Below are 21,906 nucleotides of genomic sequence, written 5' to 3' on the forward strand. Positions count from 1 at the left end.
TGCTAAAAAAGCCGACTTTTTATGAGTCGGCTTTTTATATTTGAAGGGAGATAACTTTAAGCCATGTTATATAGTCTTTCTTTAGGAAAAACCACTGTAAAAGTTGAACCTTCATTTTCTTTAGACTGGACATCTAAATAAGCGCCATGTTGCATCAATACATGCTTCACAATGGCTAAACCTAAACCTGTACCGCCTGTTTGACGACTACGGTCGCTGTCAACACGATAGAAGCGTTCAGTCAGACGTGGTAAATGTTTCGGATTAATTCCAATGCCTGTATCTTGTACACTAAAGTAGGCATGTTCACCGTCGTCATGCCAGCCAATAGTAATCGTTCCACCTTTTGGCGTGTATTTGATGGCATTGGTAATTAAGTTACTAAACGCGCTGGCGATTTCCATGTCAGAACCAATCAGGTCACAGTGACTATCAATATGTAAATTGAGTGTATGTCCATAATCGGCATTGTAGGCCTGAGCATCATCAAAGAGTTGATTCATTAAACTCGGCATTTCAATAATCTGATTTTTTGCAATTTTCTTATTATTTTCTAAATTCGATAACAGTAGTAAATCATTCACCAAAGCATTCATACGTTTGGTTTGTGACTGCATTTGATCAAACGCACGTTTCCAGCGTGGACTAATATCTTCTTGATCGGTAAATGTCTCGATATAACCACTCAGTACAGTTAATGGTGTACGAAGTTCATGAGAGATATTATCTACAAAGTCTTTACGCATTTGCTCAAGGTTGTGCATACGAGTAACGTCGTAAGCCACCAATAAACGGCTTTCTCCACCAAATCGTGTGAGCTTGACCTGTACATATCGGTCATCGTCAAAACTCGACTGTAGTTTAATACCATCGGGTGCTTGATCAATATTGTTAAAATATTCAATAAAGGTCGGCTGGCGTAAAATCGTTAATAAATTTCGACCACGGTCGAGAGGGCTGATACCCAACAAACGTTCAGCAGCAGGGTTCCACCATTCAATTTTATGTTGATCATCAATGAGGACAACAGCTTCGGCAAGCGCCACTAAAGAAGACTGAGCGCGATCAATTAAACCGACCATTTCTGCTTGAACGATTCGTTCCTGACGCTGGGCACGGTAAACATTAAACAATAACGCTCCCCAAATCCCGTTTAGATTTGGAGGAACGTCATAAGGTTTATTTGCAATCCAGTCATTGACCAGATAAAGCGAACGCAATTGGAGTGTAAAAAACACCACAAAGGCGATAAAAATACAGCTCCAGAAATACCCAAGGCCTAAACCGACTAAACCGGCAATAATTATAAAAAATAATAAAAGCCGTAAATCTTGTTTGGCAAACGTCCATAAACTACTGTAGCGGGAAAGCTTTTGTTCACGTACCTGTTCGGGGACGGGGTAGGGTTCATACATAAATCTTGGTTAACCTGCGGCTAAATCTGCACGTGTTGAGAAACGGTAGCCAGTTCCACGCACGGTCTGAACAAATCGGTCAACACCAAAAGGTTCTAAAACTTTACGCAAACGACGGATGTGCACATCGATAGTTCGATCTTCGATATATACATTACCGCCCCAGACCTGATCGAGCAACTGGGCACGTGTATATGCACGCTCTGGATGGGTCATAAAAAACGCAAGTAAGCGATATTCAGTTGGGCCCATATCTAAAATGCTGTCGCCAAAGCTGACACGTTGGCTCACAGGATCAAGAATTAAACCATTGGCGTCAATCATTTTTTCGCCACTTAATGCATTTGCACGACGCAGAACCGCTTTAATACGTGAAACCAGTTCACGTGTTGAGAAAGGCTTCGTCATGTAATCATCTGCGCCAGCATCAAGACCTTGTACTTTGTGGTCTTCTTCTCCGCGAGCGGTAAGCATAATTACTGGAATTTCTGCTAAGTTTTCATCACGTTTTAAGCGGCGACATAAATCGACACCACTTACGCCTCCAGGTAACATCCAATCGAGCAAAATAAGCGCCGGACGTTGGTCGACGATAATTTGATGAGCCTGTTTGGCATCTTCTGCCTGCAAACATTGAAAGCCTGCCATGTCCAAAGAAGTATGGATCATTTCACGAATAGGAAGCTCATCATCGACAATTAAAATATAGTCATCTTTCACAGCGCAATATCCTATAGATTTAACGGTGAACCGTTTTGTAGTTATGACAGGCTTATTACAAAGATTAATTATGACAATTTCATTGCAGAAAAGTCTATAAAATTGAATTTAGCAATAATTTGTGACAAAAGTAAGGCAAAGGTGTGACCGAATGATGACATGAAAGCTTAAATATTCTTAAAATCATTCAATAACTTATCACCTTCAAAGCTTAACGGGTTTTGCACATTTGAGAGTGTCAAAAAACTTTAATATTATTTTGAAACCTTGGCCAATAAAGATAAGAAAACAATGCGGCATGCGGTTAAAACCTGTTCAAGAGACTGCTCAAAGCCTCCCATGACCCATCGAATTGCAATTTGAGTGACATATCCATTTAAGCCTGTCGCGATTAGAGAGAGCTCATTTTCGTTGTGTTGGATTTGCGGCATGGTCAACATAACAAAGGCCTGAATCATTCGATCAAACTGTGCAAGAGTTTCTTGAATGGTGGCCTGATTATGTAATTCTTGTACCAGAACTGCGTCAACATAGACAATGCGAGCTAATCTCGGGTCGTTTTTTAATGTCGTCAGCAGTGCCCTTAACCCAGCATCGACCATTTTTTCTGGATCTGGTGTCGCTTTAATGACAGCTTGCATCAGGTTTTGCTGCAATTCTTCAATCATTTTTAAAAAGATGGTTTGAAATAAATCTTCACTCTTCTTAAATGATTCATAGAAATAGCGTTCTGTGAGTTTTGCCTCTTGGCAGACATCCTTAACCGTCACGGAAAAAAAGCCGAGTGTTCCATAAGTCGCAATGCCAGCTTCAATCAGTTTTTCTCGGCGTGCCTCTTTACGTTCAGATAGAGATAACCCTTTGAACTGACGTTCTTTACTCACAGTTTTTGTTTTCTTTTTACTGGTTGAGTCGTTTGTCGCCATAAATAAGTCGTTTCCTAAAGAATGGTTTCCTAATTTATAGGTTTTAGCCAAATATGCTCACTATGATAAAGCTCTCAGCAGAATTGTGCCATTCTATCTGAAATTACAGTGTACTATATTGACAATGTATATTGTCAAAATTATATTAAAGATGTCTAAGCTGCACATGCAATGAACCGATTGTGCAAATATCGAAAAACAAAGGATGGACAATGAAAAATTTTAAAAACAAAGTCGCTGCAATTACGGGCGCAGGTTCTGGCATTGGGCAACAACTCGCAATTCTTTTGGCAAAACAAGGCTGCCATCTTTCGTTGAGTGATATTAATGAGAAGGGATTACAGCAAACCGTTGAACTTTTAAAACCGTATAGCACGATTACTGTGACGACCAAAAAGCTTGATGTTTCTGACCGTGAAGCGGTAAAGCAGTGGGCCCAAGAAACTGTTCAAGATCATGGGTCAGTTAACCTGATTTTCAACAACGCTGGCGTTGCATTAGGCTCTACTGTTGAAGGTGCGACCTACGAAGATTTAGAGTGGATTGTTGGGATTAACTTCTGGGGTGTAGTGTACGGAACGAAAGAGTTCTTACCGTTCATTAAGCAAACGCAAGATGGCCATATTATTAATATTTCAAGCCTATTTGGTTTAACCGCTCAACCGACTCAATCTGCTTATAACGCGACTAAATTTGCTGTGCGTGGTTTTACCGAGTCATTGCGCCAAGAGTTAGATATTGAAAAAAGTGGCGTAAGCTCTTTGTGTGTACATCCGGGTGGAATCCGCACTAATATTGCTAAATCTGCAAAAATGAGTGATAGCTTGAATAGTTTGGGTATGGACCCGACTAAATCGATTCAAAATTTTGACAAGTTATTACGTACTCCACCTGAAGAGGCGGCTCGTCAAATTTTACAAGCAGTATTAAAAAATAAACGTCGTTTATTGATTGGTAGTGATGCAAAAATTCTTGATGCATTCCAGCGTGTATTCCCAACTGGGTATCAACGTGCTTCTACCATTGTGACCAAGTTAATGAAATAATTTTAAAGTCAAAAAAAGCCATCAAATGATGGCTTTTTTTATAAGAATTGATTGGTTCTAAATGAGAACTTTGATCTTCTTTTTCTTCCAGATGAATTGATAATAGAGCCCTTGAATAATACATAAACTCACAAATGCCAAGGCATAGGCAACCCAGATTCCTTTAAGCCCCCACATTGAGCTAAACCAGTAAGCACATGGAATTTCAATAAATAAAATAGCAGAAATATTAATGAGCATCGGGACAGTCACAGTTCCACTGGCACGCATGATCGATGCAAAAATGGCACCCGCACCAAAGAATAAAATTGCCCAAAGCACAATAAATAAAAGTTGCTGGCCTAACACGACGACAGTTGGGTCGGTAATGAATAAAGCCATTAAATATTTTGAAAATAGATAGCCAAGTGCAATTAAGGCACCCGTAAATAAAAAGTTCATGCCTAGGGCAGTACGAGTCACACGAGATAACAAGTCAGATTTACCGGCACCAATTGCTTGGGCTGCAAAAATCGAAGCCGCAATTGAAATAGAGATTGCAGGGAACTGAATGTAATTGAGCACCTGATTTACCGCGCCATACGCTGCTGTGGCATGTGAGCCATAGCGGTTAACCAACCCGACAATAACCAAGCCGGCCATAGAAGTCGTAATCATTTGAATACCAGTCGGCACACCTAAGCGTAAAATGATTTTGCTCAGTTCTGGATTGTGACGGATATGTTGCAGAAGCTGACGATTCGGTCTAAGCGGATGCTTTTTCTTGTTTAAGTAGATGGCAAGAAAAATTAAGATAGCCACATATCCTGTTATGGTGGCAATTGCTGGAGCAATAATCCCTAGAGCGGGTAAGCCAAAATAACCTTTAAGCAATATCGGGGTAATCACTAAACCAATGACGCTAGTTAAAGCAAGGGCAAGTAAAGGCGTAGTACTGTCGCCTACACCACGTAAAATTGAAGTATAGATAATATAAACAAACAGAAGCGGGCTGCCTGCCAGCATCCATTGCACATAAGGCAAAGAGAGATGCATCACCTTGGGGTCAGTTCCCAATAACTCTAAAATATCATGGGCAAAAAACACACCAATAATCGCGGTAATTACTCCACCAATCAGTGTCATAAAGAGGGTAGAACCCACCACACTTTGGACTTTTTCAATATTTTGCGCGCCCCATGCTTGCCCTACTAAAACAGTCGTACCTGTTGAAATCCCGATAATAAAAGCGAGCAGCAAAAATAAAATAGGGAAAAAAACAGAGACGGCAGCAATTGCATCTACTCCCATCATTTGACCAACAAAGATGGTGTTAATAGTTCCGGACAAGTTTTGCAAAATATTGGTTGCAATCAGGGGCAGCAAGAAAACAAAAAATGTTTTCCATAGATTTTGCTGGTGAATTAAAGACTGTCTTGGTGGCATGCATTCTCCATCGCCCATCTCTTTGATGAGCGGGGCAGATATCCAACTTAGCATAGTTAGAGCCAATGGCTTGTAGTGTTTTTACTATGCTAAGTGGCTAAATTTATTAACATTGATTCAGAATTTCTCCTGCTTTTTGTAATGTCTCATCATTTTTAGCAAAGCAGAAACGAATCAAACGCAAAGACTCTGGCGCTTGCTTGTAGAAAACCGAAACCGGAATAGCCACAATCTTATGTTGTTCTGCTAGAAACTGGCACATTTCAACATCGTTTAAGTCGGGTCTAATTTGACTGTAATCAAGATTTTGGAAATAAGTACCTTGAGACGGTTTTAGCAAGAAACGGCTATGGTGAATCGCCTGATTAAAATGATCTCGCTTAGTTTGGTAGAACTGTGGAAGCTCTTGAATATGTTCTGGATGTTGCTCCATATATTGCGCTAGGGCAATCTGACAAGGTGTCGTGCCACAGAAATTCGCATATTGGTAAATTTGGCGGAATAAACGCATTAACTCAGGTGAAGCGACGCAATAACCTGTTTTCCAGCCTGTTACATGAAAGGTTTTTCCAAAAGAACCGATCACAAAACTACGCTCTCTGAGCTCTGGAAAATGTAATGCGCTGAAGTGTTGTTGACCATCAAAGACCAAGTGTTCATAGACTTCATCAGATAAAATCACAATGTTTTTATCTTGAATCAGCTCAATGAGTTCTAACCAATCCTGTTTATCCCAGATTGTGCCTGTTGGATTATGGGGAGTATTCACCACAATCATTCGAGTTTTATCGTTAATCAGATTTTTAACCTGTTGCCAGTTCACCTTAAAGTCGGGTGCTTCAAGAGCGATATGAATGGCTTTACCACCAGCTAACTGCACGGAAGGACCATAACTGTCGTAACTTGGGTCAAAAATAATGACTTCATCGCCCGCATTAATGCATGCCTGTATGGCACAAAAAATTGCAATGGTTGCGCCGGGCGTAATGGTAATTTGCGTTACAGGATCTAGTTGAAGTTGGTCACGTTGCTTAAATTGTAAAGCAAGCTGTTCACGTAAAGCGAGAATACCATCGCCAGGTAGGTATTGATTATGCCCAGCCAAAGTCGCCTGAGATAAGGCTTCCAGTAAGGCCTGTGGTGCCGGAAAATCTGGAAAACCTTGTGACAGGTTGAGTGCACCTAGTCGATGTGCCATTGCTGTCATCGTACTGAAAATCGTCACGCCTTGAGTGGCCAATTTTGACTGAAGCTGTAGCATATTGTTCTCTTATAAAAATATTTAAAGTTATAAAATTGATTCAATCACTGCCCGAATTACACCGAGTGTTAAACCAATAAATGCCCCGACTACAACGCCGTTCACACGGATCATATGTAAGTCGCCACCGACTTCGTTTTCAATTTTTCCGATCATTTCGCGCGAATCCCATTCATGAATGCGTTCGCTCACATAGCGGATGATTTTATGGCTATATTGGTCTGTAAAATTCAGCGCAAGTCCTGTCATTTCTTTGTTCAACACTTCACGTACTTTGGCATTTTGAACAAGATTTTCACCCAGTTGCTGAATAGCAGCCCGAAGGTTCATTGCAATACCTGAGTCTTTTTTCATTAAATCTTCTTTAATGGCATCACACAAAATGGTGACGGCACCACTGATGAAATTTAGGACTTGAGGGCTGTCTAAAAGGGCATCTTTACCGCTGTTTAGGCGTTGGCTGGCAGCACTGTCTGGTTTTGCTAGCTCAAGCATGAGCGAATGGGCAATGGTTTCAATTTCCTGTCGCCATGGGTGTTCAGGGTCTGCCAACATTGATTCTACTTTTTCAACGAGTGAGTCGATGGTGCGTTGTTGAACATCAATGCCAATCCAGCTTGCACCTTTTGCAAGGGACCAGACACCCAGCGCTTTAAACATTTTTCGGGTTAACTCACGGGTTTTATCTGGGTTTTGTACCACCCACTCATGGGCGATATCGAGACCACGCTGTAAAACGTCTTGGTGGAAATCATTTTCCAATACTGCGCGGAGCATTTCACTTGCGAGTTTATTGACTTCGGTATTACGCACCCATTGCACACTATTGTTTTGCACAAAGTTGGCAATTTGATCTTGGCTAACAAACTCAAAAATTTTCGGAACAGTTTGCTGAATAAGCTGTACCACTTGCGTATTGTTTTGTGGACTTGCTAACCATTGACCAATTGCGAGGCTTAAGTCAGTTTTTTCTAAGCTTCGTTCTACCACTTGAGGCGAAAGAAAATTTTCCTGTACAAAACGGCCCATTGACTCTGCAATGCGTGCTTTGTTGCGTGGAATAATCTCGGTGTGGTCGCGTAAAAACTTAGGAATCGGTAACTTACCAAATGGGTTCCGAAACAGAACTGTAATCGCGTACCAGTCGGCTAAACCACCGACTACACCAGCTTCTGCCCCTAACATTAAAATATGAATAAAACCTGTGTACTCTGGCAGAAAACGGTCGGCTACCATCAGTGCAATCCACAGCACAACGACAATAATAAGCGCCAGAGTAGCAAAATATTTGCTACGTTTTAGACTGGGCACGTGGTGGACTTCTTCTGCCATGTTCATAAATTTATCCTATTCATTTTTGTTTTACTGGAGGCTCAGGCGGTGGCAACAGCTCTCCTGTCGGACTCAATCCATATTTTTGTCCGATTGATTTCAAGATCAAGGTTGCATCAAAAGCATCCTGAGGAGCCTGCTTCTGATCCCGATAACATTCAATAGTATACGACACTTGAACAGGATCGATATTGACCACTTGTGGGTAATCATAGAACGGATCATGCCAGAAACCTGGGTAGCGACGACCATAACCATATGGGTAAAAGCTTGGAGCTGATGGATAAACCACAGCCTGACGTGGTGGTTTCTGGCTTTGATTACTTGGGTCATTTTGCACTTTAAAAAAGCGGAAGCCTTTTTGTACCGTCGTTTGTGCTGATTTTATCAAAGTGATTTCTTCAGCTGCGCCATAACTCATATTCGGGTCGGCTTGAAAACTAATCCGAAAAGTTTGGGCATTTAAAGGATATGCTGAAAACTGACCAAGCTGATCAAAGGTTCTTGGTTTACTTGGCGTTGTTGCACAAGCAGTTAGAGTTAAGGCAGTACCTAAGGCTAAACAAAGAGAGAGATATTTCATGATGAACTCCCAGCTAAGCATTAAAAAATAAATGACTCAGCGTTAAAAATTAAGAAGTTTTAGAAACTACTGTTTGGTTCTAATAAAAATTCGGTTTCCTCTGGAGTAGAGACACGTCCTAGAATCGCATTGCGATGAGGATAGCGCCCAAAGCGATCAATAATGACTTTATGCTTTTTCTCAAAACTTAAATTAATTTCATTGCCGAGGCGTTGAAAGAGTTTCAAGGCAAACTCATGGATCAATTTTGATTCACTATGCATAAACGGCATATATAAAAAAGAGCGTTGCTCTGGATTAAGCTGTGCATCTAATTGCAAGCTAATGGCTTCTTGTGCCAAAGCTAATGCCAAGCTGTCGTAAGCAAAAGATTGTGGTTGATCACGATAAATGTTGCGAGAAAACTGGTCTAGTACAATAATCTCTGCCAGACGGCCTTCAGCCGTTTTTCGCCAAGACCAGAGTTCTGCTTGAGTTGCCTGTCGATGAACGTCAGAAAAATTTTCACAAATTTTTTTGTCAAAATCATCACTTTTTGCAAACCAAAGTGAACGGTGTTCAGGTGAAAACCAGAAGTTTAAAATGTCTTGATCGTTCATGATATTGACAACTCTTTAGCAATTATTCTTCAATAAAATCACAATTCTTTCGTGTCTTAAATAACAAGATTGTGATAAAAATTGCCAAACTGGAATGATGTGATTATATAAGTAACCGTATCATCTCACGATTTTGTATATAGTGATCTTTAATAAGCGAGCAAATGCATGAGTCAACCCACTACACCATCTCAATCAGTTATTCCTGCTTGGGTGGATTCGTCGCTACTACAAGGCATGTTACGTGGAATAGAGCGTGAAAGCCTACGTATGCAAAGTAATGGGTTCTTATCGCAAGAGTTACATCCAAAAGCATTAGGTTCAGCTTTAACACATCCGCAAATTACGACTGATTATTCAGAAGCATTGATGGAGTTTATTACCTCTCCAAAGCCAACGATTGGTGAAGCTTTACATGAGCTCACCGATATCCATGCGGTTGTGCATCGTCATTTAGAAAATGGTGAAAAACTTTGGCCCCTTTCTATGCCATGTATGTTAGATGACAATGAAGAACGAATTCGTCTAGCGCAATATGGCACTTCTAATATTGGTCGTTTTAAAACACTATACCGTCGTGGGTTAGGAATACGTTATGGTCGTCGTATGCAGACGATTTCAGGTGTGCATTACAATTTATCTTTTCCAGATACGCTTTTTGCTGAGTTGCAGGCTCATGAAACTGACGAACAATTAAAATCATTAAGTTTGCAGGATTATCGTAGCCATCGTTATTTTGGTCTTATTCGTAATTTTATCCGTTTAACGCCACTGGTTATGTTTTTGGTGGGTGCAAGCCCAACGGTATGTCGTTGTTTCTTGACCGGACATAAACATCAGTTGTTGCCTTTAATCAAAGGTTCATACTATTTACCGTATGCTACAGCTTTACGTATGGGGCGATTGGGCTATCAAAACTCAGCCCAAAAAAGCTTAGGTATTCATTACAACAATTTATGTGGCTATTTGGATGGTTTACAAAAAGCTGTTCATTCTCCTTACCCACCATTTAGCCGTTTAGGGTTAAATGATGCTGCTGGTGAGCCGTTGCAAATTAATGATCATGTTTTGCAGATCGAGAATGAATATTACAGTCTCGTACGTCCAAAACAGGTGCCTCAAGCGGGTGAAACGCCGTCTCAAGCCTTGAAAAATCGAGGAGTGGGTTATGTTGAACTACGTGCTGTTGATGTAAACCCATATTCGTCAATTGGCGTTGATGAAACGACAGCTGGCTTCCTTGAAGTGTTAGCACTTTATTGCTTGTTAAGTGATAGCCCAGAGCTGTTAGGCCCTGAGCAAGATTTGATTGAAAAGAACCAGACTGAAGTGGTGAATCGTGGCCGAGCGCCAAATGCAACTATTACAGATTTAAACGGGTCTTATCACATCGAAGATTGGGCACGTTTGTATATTGCTCAAATGCAAGATTGTGCGCAGTTACTCGATCAGACCTATGCAACAGAGCTGTATGGTTCTGCATTAGCGATCATGCAAGCCCGAATTGATGAAGTTGATGAAACTTTGTCAGCCCATGTGATTGACGATACGTTAAAGCATGGTGGAACTTGGAGTTTTGGTAGCCACATGGCCCAGTTACATGCTGAAAGTTATGAACAGCATGAGCTTAGTGTGGAAACCTTGAAACATTTTGAGCAATTGGCTGCACAATCTTTACAGCAGCAAGAACAACTTGAGCAAGATACTCAGGTCAGTTTTGACCAATATCTTGAACAATATCGATAATAAAATGAGGTTTTACATGCGATTAAGTTACCGTTTGGTGAGTGGACTACTTGTTTTAGCAAGTATTGTCGGCATGTCTTTTGCGTTGTATCTGGAACATGTAAAAGGTTTAGAGCCATGTCCGCTCTGTATTTTTCAACGTGTTGGCTTAATGGCAATGGGCCTTGTGGCACTGATTGCATTTTTGCATAACCCTGTTTCCAATGCAGTTAAACGCTTTTACGCATTTTTGGCTGGCATCGCAATTTTATGGTCAGTGGGTGTAGCAGGGCGTCATGTCTGGCTACAACATTTACCACCTGATCAAGTACCAAGCTGTGGTCCGGGTTTAAACTATTTAGTTGATGCCTTACCAATGAAAACAGTTTTGCAAGAAGTATTGTCAGGTTCAGGTGAATGTGCAGCAATTGACTGGACCTTTTTAGGCCAATCTTTACCAGTTTGGTCATTGGTCTATTTCATTTTGCTATTACTCGTATGTTTATGGCAATTGTTCCGCTTCTACCCAGTGTTTAATACCGCTAAAAAAAGAGTTTAAATAGATTAAAAAAAGCCCAACATAATGTTGGGCTTTTTTTATTGTTTTAGAATTAATCAAAATATAAAAAAATGAATTGAAAAAAAGCATAATGATATAGACAGATAGTTCTGTTTTTTATAAAGTGCAGCCGTTTATATATCCTTATGATTATAAAAAATGTTTTTTAATATCTTTAATGTTTTGGAAAAAATAGGATTAAGCGCACAGAAACGTGCGATCCACGTGCAATTTTCTAATGAATTGCTCAATCACCAAGTTTTTTTACAACGTATAGAAGGCCAACATCAGCTAAATGGGGGAATTGAAGCTGAGTTAATTTGCCTTTCGACGAGTGCCCAAATTGCATTGAAGCAGTTTATAGGCGTTCAGGTGGCTGTTGATCAGGTTACAGATTCTGGACAATTATTTCGAACTACAGGAATTGTGACTGAAGCCAGCTATGGCCAAAGTGATGGCGCTTTAACGCTTTATAAATTGACCTTAAAAGACGCGACAAATTTATGGCACAAACGCCGTAATAGTCGTGTTTTTATGAATAAAAGTATCGTAGAAGTCACGGAAGTTCTATTCAAAGAATGGCAAGAAAAAAGTCCACTTTTTGCGACAAGTTTAAGCCTAGACCTGAGTGGGTTAAGCCAGAGTTATGATACTCGTCCATTTATCATGCAGCATAATGAATCCGACTATGACTTTCTTACGCGTTTATGGCGAAGTGAAGGTGTCAGTTGGTTAATTGATGAATCAGAGCTTTTTGTTCCTCATTTTACTGCTCCGGTACAGGCCCAAAAGCTTAGATTAATTGATGATAATAGCCAGTACCAAGCTTTAGCACGTCGTAGCATTCGCTATCACCGAAGTAGTGCAACAGAATATCAAGATAGCATTACAGGTTTTGTTGCGGTGCGGAGTTTGCAACCGACTGCGGTACATGTGCAACGCTGGCAGCCCGATGCCTTAGCACAAGAAGAAGGCGCTGGTTCCGTCATCACTACCCATACACATTCAGATAACTTTGATTCGGCGAGTTTAAGCCTTGAGCAAGCATGGCACATGAGTCCAGCTTGGATGCAAGATTTAAAAGGTGAGGATCAAGCTACTGCTTCAACTAGTAATCAGCTAGAGAAATTGAATCAGCAGTTTAATGACATGTATGCGAGTCAGGCTAAATACTTTAAGGCTTATAGCAGTGTCAGAGATAGCCAAGTTGGCTATTGGTTTAATCTTCGAGAGCATCCTGAAATTGATCAGCATGAAGGGGTTGATCAAGAGTTCCTGATTATCGCTAAAAATTTCTACAACCAAAACAATTTACCAAAAGATTTGCATCAGCAAGTTAGTCAATTGCTCACCCAAAGTCGATGGGACAAACACGGTTATGATGATATTGAGCGACAAGGTAATGAGCTGACTTTAATTCGCCGTCAAATCAAAACGACACCTGAATATAATCCAGAACAGCATCGTCCGATTACCTACCCACAAAGAGCGAAAGTCGTGGGACCAGAGGGAGAAACCATTCATGTCGATGAATGGGGGCGTATTAAAGTACGTTTTCTATTTACCCGTAGTGATGATCATGGCCATGATGGTGGCGCAGGCAGCAATGACAATGATACCGACTCGGCTTGGGTCGATGTACTGACTCCGTGGGCGGGTGAAGGCTATGGAGCACGCTTCTTACCGCGTATTGGTGAAGTAGTGGTCATTGACTTCTTTGATGGCAATATCGATCGTCCATTTGTGACGGGACGAATCCATGAAGCGCAGCGTTCACCAACCAAGTTTGATGTGAAAGGACAGCTTCCTGATACTAAAAAACTCAGCGGTATTCGTAGTCAGGAAGTTAGTGGCAGTGGGTTTAATCAATTGCGATTTGACGACACAACAGGGCAAATCAGTACCCAACTACAAAGTAGCCATGCAGCGACGCAGCTGAATTTAGGTAATTTAAGCCATCCTAAAGAACAATCGACGAGCCAAGGTCGTGGTGAAGGCTTTGAGCTGAGAACCGATGCGTGGGGGGCAGTGCGTGCAGGTAAAGGCATGCTCATTAGTACCTATGCACAAGAGCAGGCAATTGCAGATCATTTAGAGGCTGCACAAGCACAATCCTTACTTTCACAAGGCTATGAGAGCATGAAAATGCTCAGTGAAGTTGCAGCCAAGCAACAAACTGATGCTTTGAACGTGATTAACCGGTTACCCAAATTCATCCAATCACTTGAGCTAAAAACCACAGGGCAGGCATTAAATAGTACGGTAAATCTATTTAAAGAAGGGATTAATAACGATCCTATTCATGCGTTAAAAGATTGTGGTGGCTTTATTGAAGACATGGGTGCACTAGGTGGCGATGCAAAAGGCGTTGTAGATGAATTTAATACTTTCTTTAGCGATGCTAAAGATTCGGTGGAAAATTTAAAAGCGTTCATCGAAAACGTTGAAGAACATGGTGCTGACATTGTTAAAGGCAAACTCGCAAGCATTAAAGATCGAATTCATCAAAATCCATTTGAAAGTCTTAAAGAGGTCAGCAAAGTCTTAGCTAATGTCGAGACTAAAGACTTTGATTTGATGAGTGTATGCGGAACTTTTAGTAAAGGTAGCAAATTGGAAGTGACACCTTCTAAAGCATTGGGTTCTTTACAAGGCTTTATGGAGGGTTATACCCAAGGTTTAGAAAGTAGCTCGGATGCGAAACAGCAAGAACAAGGCAAAATCTTTAGACAAGCCCTTATGTTATTAGCATCGCCAAATGGTATTGCTCTAACAACACCTGAAAATATTATTCTGCAAGCTTCGCAAGATATTGCCGAAAGTGCTAGTGGTTCAATTAATTTAAGCGCACAGAAAAACATCATTGGGCATGCACAAGACAAAATTAGTCTGTTTGCCGCACAAAAGGGTTTTCGTGCTTATGCAGCAAAAGGAAAGCTCGAGCTACAAGCGCAAGAAGATGCTATTGAAGCGATTGCCAAGAAGGTCATCAAGCTCATTTCTACTGAAGATAAAATCGAGCTTACCAGTCCAAAAGAAATTGTATTAACAGCGGGTGGGTCGCAGCTCAAAATTAATGCGGATGGTGTATTTTCAACAACAGGCGGTAAGTTTGAAAGTAAAGCTGGGCAGCATTTGTTTACGAGTGGGGCTAAGGTTTCTTATGAGGTTCCTGAGCTGCCAAAAATTGGGCCTTATGCTGTTGATTTTTTATTTGCTAGTTTAGCTGGAAATGGTATAGGAAATGCAAAAATACAGCTGTATGAACCAGACAAAAAAGAAATTATTTGGGAGGGTAAAACAGATCTAAGGGGGAAAAGTAATTTATCTCTCCAGAATGAAGCAAAACGATATAAAGCTCTGATTGGCTTTGATGATTGGTCAAGTATATTTGATGATGAAGATAATTATGAAGAAGAACATGAAGAAGAATTTGAAATAGGTGAGCATGGTATGCAAGCTGAAGAAAATAACTTAGAAGAATAGGTATAATTTATGTCAAAAATTTATATTGTTAAATCAGGTGATACTCTTTGGGGGATTTCACAAAAGCATCATACTTCAGTAAAAGAGTTAGCTAGAATTAATTCATTATCAGGTAGAATGATTCATAATCTTAAAATTGGGCAAAAGATTTATTTGCAAGATAATGTAAATAACGCTAAAAATTTTGAAACCCAATTAAAGATTATTTTAATGGATCTTTCTTTTAAGCCTATATCAAAAGCTACCATTCAATTAGAATTTGATGGGAAAAAAATTATTAGAAATACAAAAAATAGTATTTTTGAAGATATAAAAATTCTAGATCATTCAAAAGGATTGAAAGTTTTTTTCAAAAATTTAAATGGTGCTTTCGATTTAATTGCTGATCATAAAGCACTTCCATTAGGGAGAAAAGTACTAAAATTAACATCAAGGAAAATGAAAGTAGAAGGTTCTCATTATGCAAAAGATGGAGTATTAAATGAAACAGTTAATCAGATTATGATTAATTTAAAAAGGATTGGAAAACCTATAGTTGAAAGTATATCTACTACTACATCTAATAAAGATGAATTGAAAAATAAGCAACCACCACCAAGAATACCTGAAGAAAAAATAGAGCAAAAGCGGACCGATAATGGTAATAGTACCCATATAATTGCTGCACAATTTACAGAAGATAATTTTTTATTAAAACCTGTTAATAATAAATATCGAGCGTATATTGTGAACGCAGCTAAAAGACATAGTTTTACCCCCCACTCTTTAGCAGCTGTTATTGAAGCTGAAGCAGCAAAAATAAAAAAGACAGGCGAATGGAATACTAATAGTAAAGCAAATTCGAGTACTGCAGCAGGATTGACCCAATTCCTAGATGAAACATGGTTAGCTATGTGTAAGGATAAAAGTTCATTAGTTGGGCAATATGTAATGAATCATCCTAAACTAACTATACAGCAGAAATTAAATTTAAGATTTAATGCGGAAATGGCGATTGATGCTGCCGCTGCCTATGCAATTAGTAATTTTAAATCATCTGGTTTGCCCTATCAAAAACTAACAGAACCAAGTTCAATCGCTAAGCTTGCTTATTTGTTACATCATGAAGGAGCTACAGGAGGGAAAAATTTTGTACTAAACACTTTAAGTCAGGAACGTGCAAAAAAATTACTTTTTACTCAATTTGGAAAGAATGGCGCTAAGCAAGCTGCAGATTTTTTAAATCGGTATAAAGGTGATGCAAAAGCTGCTTATGGAGCATGGCTGAGAAATTATATTGATGGCCATATAAATATTTATCAATATGTTGTAGATAAAAGTAAGACTTCTGGAATAAACTTAAGTACGGATGAAACTATAAAGTTATTGAAAGGACAAACAATTTCTACTCCTGCTCCTAAAATATCAACTACTTCTAATAATCAAGAAACGACAAAAGTCAGTACTATTGAAAAATCTGAATCTAAAATTGGAATTAATACTTCACAAGCCCCAACAAATAATGTTGGAGGAGATAATAAGTGGCATAATCCTTTAGCAGATTGCAAATTAAGAACAGCAGGTTTAGCTAATGCTAAAGGTGCAACATTTGGTAAAGTAAGAAATAATGGTACTAAAAATCACCAGGGTGTTGATTTACAAGCTAACCCAGGTACAAAAATATATGCAGTCTGTGGTGGTATTATTGCATTTGCTGGGGCAACTGGTGGTGCATATGGTAAAGTCATTGTCTTAAAAGTTGATATAAATGATTTACCCGAAAAGCAAAAGAAATATGCTCAAACCAAACTTACAAAAAATAAATATGTCTACTTCTTTTATGCTCATTTATCGGTTATTGATGTAGATAAAGGTGATCCAGTTGATACTGGCGAAGTGATTGGAAAAACTGGTGCAACAGGTAATGCTAATAAAATGACCACTATATCCAAAGGTGCTCATCTTCATTTTGAAGCTAGAAGTGCTCCCTTATTAGGAGTAGGTTTAGATGGAAGAATTGATCCAATACCATTTATAAATGCAAATTTACCATATTAATTTTGAGGTACTTATGAAAGTTTTAAATTCTTTTGCAATGATGATAGCTTGTAGTGTTTCTTTCAATATCTGTTATGCAAAAGAAAATAGTGAGTGGAATGATTATTTACAAGATTCCACTCAAATAAATTCACCTATAGAATATATAGATTCTTATAATAAATATACAGTTATAAATCCTAATTTAAAAATTAAATTAGTGGATTTTGGCAACATTAATAAAACTAAAAAAGAGATTAAATATTCTTTAAAAAAATATGGAGTTCAAATTTTAAACAAAAAAGAAGTGTATAATATTTTTGAAAGTAAAGTTCCTTTAAAATCTGATGTTGATTTTACATTGTTGTACAATGATAAAAATATTGTGGCTTTTAGAATTCGGGAAAATAGTAATATAGATTATATGAAAGAACCATATAAAAATTTCACTGCAAATGCATACTTTTATAATTTGATAAATAATAAGTTTCTTGAGGTGCCAGTTTTAAATTCAGATAGTGAGGATAAAAGTAAGTCGACAGACATATTACAAGGAGATCAGTTAACATATGATTCAAAAAAAGGGCAATATATTTATTTAGCAAATATAAAATCTTATAAAACGGGGAAAATACAATCTGTCAAAACTATTTTTAATAGTAACTTAAAATGTATTTCCTCTACTTTAGGATGTGAAACAATAGGGGCTCTTCCTGCTATAAAAGCTAATTAATTAAAAAGCCCAACATAAGTTGGGCTTTTTTTACGTCTCTACAATCCCTTCTAAATCTTCGAGCGTATAGTTCGGCATATCAATAATATGAGTTTGAATACCTTCTTGCACATAATCATTAACATTAGGATATAGCCAGCGCGTAATCTGTTCCGCTACACTTGAGTGATACTGAATTTCAAAGTGATTTAAACCATAAAACACGGCTTTATGTGAGTCTGGAACTTTGAGCTGAAAACGTGGATTAGGATGTTCACCCAGCGCGCTTTTAACGCTCACCAAGTAGTCACCAATCACAGTAAGCGCTTTATTGCGTACTTTTTCAAATTCGAGTGTTCCTGCCACTAAAAAAGTATTGATATGGGAAGGTAGGGGAGCCGGAGCACGGTTATCATCCATCATGCCAATTCGGGCATCCATATATTCCCAGTCATCATCACGAACACTACCGTGGCGTAAGTCTAAAATACCGTTACTGCGAATATTAACCAGTTGACCAAGTAAGCCTACAAAAGGGAAAGCCCCAAGTTTATCTTGTATGGTAAAACCAAAGCGCTCCAACACTGCACCATGATGTGGAGAGCCAATGCACACTAGATTCTCGACCATATGAATCCATTGATACATGTTTTGTTTACCATAAAACAAGGCACTACGAGAAACCAGTCCGCCCATACTATGACCAATCACATCAATGCTAGTAATTCTTGGATTATTTTTTACGAGATCTTCTAATAAATTTGAGAAGCTGCGACCATTGGCCGAAATACGTCGACCTGTATTGTAATTTAAATACAGCATGGTGTTATGATCACGCTGGGCTAATAGACGCTCTCCAATTCCCCCGTAATGTGCATTTGACCAAGTAAGATGGTTCATACACAAACCATGAACCATAATTACAATACGACCTGCCAGCTCACCTTGCTGTATAGCTCCGTAGTGATCGTATAGCACTATTGGTAGGGCAAGTGGACTATGTTGTTTAAGTAGGTAATCCCCAAAAACACCATTCAAAATTCCCACCAAAAAATGTAGGCTTGGGGTGAGTGGTTTTTCGTGAAGTGTTGGATATTTTTCAATAATGCGACGCAAACCGGGGGCTAAAAAATAACGACCATATTTTTGTAAAGCGCCATAAGAAAATTGATATGCCTTTTGCACAAATGGTCGTTTTTGAAAGTTTTTAGCGTTTTGTGTGCTAATACCAAAAGCATTTTTTAAGACTTCAATATTAATAACTTGTATTAATTCATGTACACCATTTAAGCTGGTGCTGAACAGTTGAGCTAAACCTTCAAGTACGTCTGCCTGACTCGGTGGCGTACGATCCCATTTACAATAAGTTTCATGTAGTGGTGTTAAGCTCGGCATATCTTTTCCCCATATACGTTATAACCGACGTTTTAAGCTGTACTTTTTATCAACGGCAGTAAACGTTTCCATCTTAGTAGTTTAAATAACACATTTTTTTAAAATACTGATGAATGGTTAGTTGAGTGGTTTTTCTTGTCTAACAATTGTGCTTTTCTATACAAACTGAGAACAAAATTGTGAAATTAGTCTCAATTTAGAGGGAAATATATGAATATTATCTACCTCCATGGTTTTAATAGTAGCTCTCTTTCGATTAAAGGATTGAGCTTAAGGCAGTATTGTAGCGAATTAGGGATTAATGTGCATTTGCCAAACCTTAATAGATCTCCAGATCAGGTGGTTGAGCAAGTTTCAGAGCTTATTGAAAGTCTGGATGATGTTGCACTTGTAGGTAGTAGTTTAGGTGGTTTTTTTGCGACATACTTTGTCGCGAAATATAATATTCCGGCTGTACTGATTAACCCTGCTATGCAACCATGGAAGTTGTTTGATGAGTTATTTCAGGTTGAAAGCATGCCCTATGTGGTGAATGATCAATGGTCGATTGACCATGTTCAGCTGCGGCAGTTGCAACAACTGGAACTGAAACAACCTAAAAATGCCGACAAAATACTCGTCTTATTGCAACAAGGCGATGAAATTTTGGATTATCGTCAAGCACAACGCTATTATAGTGCTGCAACGCCATCCTCATTGATTTTGACGGATGCTCATGGCAATCATGCTATGGAAGATTTTGAAGAAAAATTACCGTTAGTGATCGAATTCTTTGCGCACACCATCAAATAAGGAAAACGTACAACGTGACACAATATACGGCTCAATCGCTTGAAGTCCTTTCCGGTTTAGACCCTGTTCGTCGTCGTCCAGGGATGTATACCGATACGACTCGACCTAACCATTTAGCTCAGGAAGTTATTGATAATGCTGTTGATGAAGCATTAGCGGGTCATGCCGACAAAATATGTGTCACGGTTTATAAAGATGGTTCATTGTCGGTTGAAGATAATGGTCGTGGCATGCCAGTCGATATTCATCCTGAATATGGTCAAAGTGGTATCGAAATCATTCTGACCAAGCTCCATGCTGGCGGTAAATTTAGTACCGATAACTACCAATTTTCTGGTGGTTTACATGGTGTGGGGATTTCAGTTGTAAATGCTTTATCAACGCGTGTTGAGGTCGAAGTACAACGTCAGGGTAATCTCTACCAAATGGCATTTGAGCAAGGTGAGCCTGTTGCGCCTTTAGCCGTGCTAGAGGGTAAGGCACCAAAACGTGCGACAGGTACAACCGTACATTTTTGGCCTGAAACTAAATATTTTGATAGTCCGAAATTTGCTTTAAAAGCCCTTAAACATAATTTAAAAGCCAAAGCTGTTTTAGCCGCAGGCTTAAAAATTATCTATATTGATCAAATTAACGATGAAAAAATTGAATGGCAATTTGAAAATGGCCTCGTCGATTATTTGATGGATGAATTGCAAGATCGTGAAATCTTGCCAAATCCGGCTTTTGTAAGTAGTGGACAAGCCGATCGTGCGGCATGTGAATTTGCAATTTGTTGGAATGTAGAAGGCGGCGAGCAGGTTCAAGAAAGTTATGTAAACCTGATTCCAACTGCACAAGGCGGAACTCATGTGAACGGTTTACGTTCAGGGGTAACAGAAGCATTACGTGAGTTCTGTGAGCTGCGTAACTTATTGCCACGTAACCTCAAACTATCAGCAGAAGATGTCTGGGATGGCGTGAACTATATTTTGTCACTCAAGTTCCAAGAACCACAGTTTTCAGGTCAAACTAAAGAGCGTCTTTCTAGTCGAGAGGCATCCAATATTGTTTTAAATATTGCTAAAGATGCTTTTTCACTTTGGCTCAATCAACATGCTGAAATTGCCATGCAACTGGCAGAAATGGCGATTTCTAAAGCGGGTCGTCGTTTAAAAGCAGCGAAAAAGGTCGAGCGTAAAAAGATTGTTTCAGGGCCTGCATTGCCAGGTAAATTGGCTGACTGTGTTGGGCAAACGCGTGAAGACACTGAGCTATTTATTGTCGAGGGTGATTCAGCAGGTGGTAGTGCTAAGCAAGCGCGAGATAAAAACTTTCAGGCCATCATGCCAATTCGTGGAAAAATTTTAAATACGTGGGAAGTTTCTTCAGATGAAGTTTTGGCTTCTCAAGAAGTTCACGATATTGCGATCGCAATTGGGGTAGACCCAGGTAGCGATGATTTATCCGAGCTACGTTATGGCAAAGTTTGTATTTTGGCCGATGCGGACTCAGATGGTTTACACATTGCCACATTGCTATGTGCGCTATTCGTTAAACACTTTCCGACATTGGTTGAAGAAGGCCATTTGTTTGTCGCAATGCCACCATTGTTCCGTATCGACATTGGCAAAGATGTCTACTACGCCTTAGATGATGATGAGCTTGAAGTCATCTTGAAAAATGTGAAAGGCAATCGTAATCCGCAAATTACCCGATTCAAAGGATTAGGTGAGATGAACGCGATTCAGCTACGTGAAACGACTATGGATCCAAATACTCGTCGTTTAGTGCAGCTCGACCTTGATGATGCTCATTTTACGGCAGGTTTACTCGATAAATTACTTGCCAAAAAACGTTCAGCAGATCGTAAGCAGTGGCTTGAGCAGAAAGGTAACTTAGCCGATATCACCGTTTAAAATAGAATTAAAAAAA

At 39.3% G+C, this 21,906-nt stretch carries 17 protein-coding genes; 8 read left to right on the forward strand and 9 right to left on the reverse strand.

Annotated features, from left to right (window positions below; genetic code table 11):
• Window positions 1-56: 56 nt before the first annotated feature.
• From phoR to AC07M3_RS07110, 3 genes are all read right to left on the reverse strand, one after another.
• Window positions 57-1,415: a phosphate regulon sensor histidine kinase PhoR gene (gene phoR, locus AC07M3_RS07100; protein ID WP_003654168.1), complete on the reverse strand. Its 1,359-nt coding sequence runs from the start codon at window positions 1,413-1,415 to the stop codon at window positions 57-59.
• A gap of 9 nt (window positions 1,416-1,424) precedes the next feature.
• Window positions 1,425-2,135 (reverse strand): phosphate regulon transcriptional regulator PhoB, encoded by a 711-nt coding sequence (phoB, locus tag AC07M3_RS07105; RefSeq protein ID WP_003654166.1) that lies wholly within the window; start codon window positions 2,133-2,135, stop codon window positions 1,425-1,427.
• A 254-nt stretch (window positions 2,136-2,389) separates the two neighbouring features.
• Window positions 2,390-3,061: a TetR/AcrR family transcriptional regulator gene (locus AC07M3_RS07110; RefSeq protein WP_494567076.1), complete on the reverse strand. Its 672-nt coding sequence runs from the start codon at window positions 3,059-3,061 to the stop codon at window positions 2,390-2,392.
• Between the two features lie 212 nt (window positions 3,062-3,273).
• On the opposite strand from AC07M3_RS07110, the gene AC07M3_RS07115 reads away from it, so the two are divergent.
• Complete coding sequence (locus AC07M3_RS07115) at window positions 3,274-4,107, forward strand: SDR family NAD(P)-dependent oxidoreductase (RefSeq protein ID WP_005044336.1); 834 nt, start codon at window positions 3,274-3,276, stop codon at window positions 4,105-4,107.
• Between the two features lie 57 nt (window positions 4,108-4,164).
• On the opposite strand, the gene AC07M3_RS07120 is transcribed toward AC07M3_RS07115, so the two are convergent.
• From AC07M3_RS07120 to AC07M3_RS07140, 5 genes are all read right to left on the reverse strand, one after another.
• Window positions 4,165-5,532, reverse strand: a complete 1,368-nt coding sequence (locus AC07M3_RS07120) for an MATE family efflux transporter (protein ID WP_494567075.1) — start codon at window positions 5,530-5,532, stop codon at window positions 4,165-4,167.
• Window positions 5,533-5,638: 106 nt separating this feature from the next.
• Entirely contained in the window at window positions 5,639-6,793 is a 1,155-nt protein-coding gene (locus AC07M3_RS07125) for a pyridoxal phosphate-dependent aminotransferase (protein WP_494567074.1), read from the reverse strand.
• 27 nt (window positions 6,794-6,820) lie between these two features.
• Complete coding sequence (locus AC07M3_RS07130; protein WP_198078368.1) at window positions 6,821-8,131, reverse strand: DUF445 domain-containing protein; 1,311 nt, start codon at window positions 8,129-8,131, stop codon at window positions 6,821-6,823.
• 13 nt (window positions 8,132-8,144) lie between these two features.
• Window positions 8,145-8,708 carry a CC0125/CC1285 family lipoprotein gene (locus tag AC07M3_RS07135; RefSeq protein ID WP_494567073.1) on the reverse strand — a complete coding sequence of 188 codons (564 nt, stop codon included), beginning with the start codon at window positions 8,706-8,708 and terminating at the stop codon, window positions 8,145-8,147.
• Window positions 8,709-8,767: 59 nt separating this feature from the next.
• On the reverse strand, window positions 8,768-9,307 hold the full coding sequence (locus AC07M3_RS07140; RefSeq protein ID WP_348948458.1) for a DUF924 family protein: 540 nt from the start codon (window positions 9,305-9,307) through the stop codon (window positions 8,768-8,770).
• Window positions 9,308-9,475: 168 nt separating this feature from the next.
• Between AC07M3_RS07140 and gshA the strand changes: the two genes are divergently transcribed.
• The 5 genes from gshA (at window position 9,476) to AC07M3_RS07165 (ending at window position 17,826) form a co-directional block, all read left to right on the forward strand.
• Entirely contained in the window at window positions 9,476-11,053 is a 1,578-nt protein-coding gene (gene gshA, locus AC07M3_RS07145; protein ID WP_199989231.1) for a glutamate--cysteine ligase, read from the forward strand.
• A 16-nt stretch (window positions 11,054-11,069) separates the two neighbouring features.
• A complete protein-coding gene (locus tag AC07M3_RS07150; protein ID WP_307013320.1) occupies window positions 11,070-11,591 on the forward strand; it encodes a disulfide bond formation protein B in 522 nt (173 codons plus the stop codon).
• Between the two features lie 159 nt (window positions 11,592-11,750).
• The gene (locus AC07M3_RS07155; protein ID WP_494567072.1) at window positions 11,751-15,077 is read left to right on the forward strand and encodes a type VI secretion system Vgr family protein; all 3,327 of its coding nucleotides are present in this window, start codon (window positions 11,751-11,753) and stop codon (window positions 15,075-15,077) included.
• A 9-nt stretch (window positions 15,078-15,086) separates the two neighbouring features.
• Window positions 15,087-17,114 (forward strand): peptidoglycan DD-metalloendopeptidase family protein, encoded by a 2,028-nt coding sequence (locus AC07M3_RS07160; protein WP_494567071.1) that lies wholly within the window; start codon window positions 15,087-15,089, stop codon window positions 17,112-17,114.
• A complete protein-coding gene (locus AC07M3_RS07165) occupies window positions 17,095-17,826 on the forward strand; it encodes a hypothetical protein (RefSeq protein ID WP_307013314.1) in 732 nt (243 codons plus the stop codon). Before AC07M3_RS07160 ends, AC07M3_RS07165 begins: the two co-directional genes overlap by 20 nt.
• Window positions 17,827-17,856: 30 nt before the next feature.
• Here the strand turns inward: AC07M3_RS07165 and AC07M3_RS07170 are convergent, their stop codons facing one another.
• Window positions 17,857-19,200 carry a PGAP1-like alpha/beta domain-containing protein gene (locus AC07M3_RS07170; RefSeq protein WP_092708521.1) on the reverse strand — a complete coding sequence of 448 codons (1,344 nt, stop codon included), beginning with the start codon at window positions 19,198-19,200 and terminating at the stop codon, window positions 17,857-17,859.
• Between the two features lie 210 nt (window positions 19,201-19,410).
• Here AC07M3_RS07170 and AC07M3_RS07175 point away from each other — a divergent pair, with 210 nt between their 5' ends.
• Together AC07M3_RS07175 and parE are read left to right on the forward strand one after the other, a co-directional pair.
• Complete coding sequence (locus AC07M3_RS07175; protein ID WP_045126105.1) at window positions 19,411-19,992, forward strand: YqiA/YcfP family alpha/beta fold hydrolase; 582 nt, start codon at window positions 19,411-19,413, stop codon at window positions 19,990-19,992.
• A gap of 14 nt (window positions 19,993-20,006) precedes the next feature.
• Window positions 20,007-21,890, forward strand: coding sequence for a DNA topoisomerase IV subunit B (gene parE, locus AC07M3_RS07180; protein ID WP_199989240.1), 1,884 nt, complete (start codon window positions 20,007-20,009; stop codon window positions 21,888-21,890).
• Window positions 21,891-21,906 lie beyond the last annotated feature (16 nt).

This window comes from Acinetobacter sp. GW821-FHT09D10 (assembly GCF_059416285.1).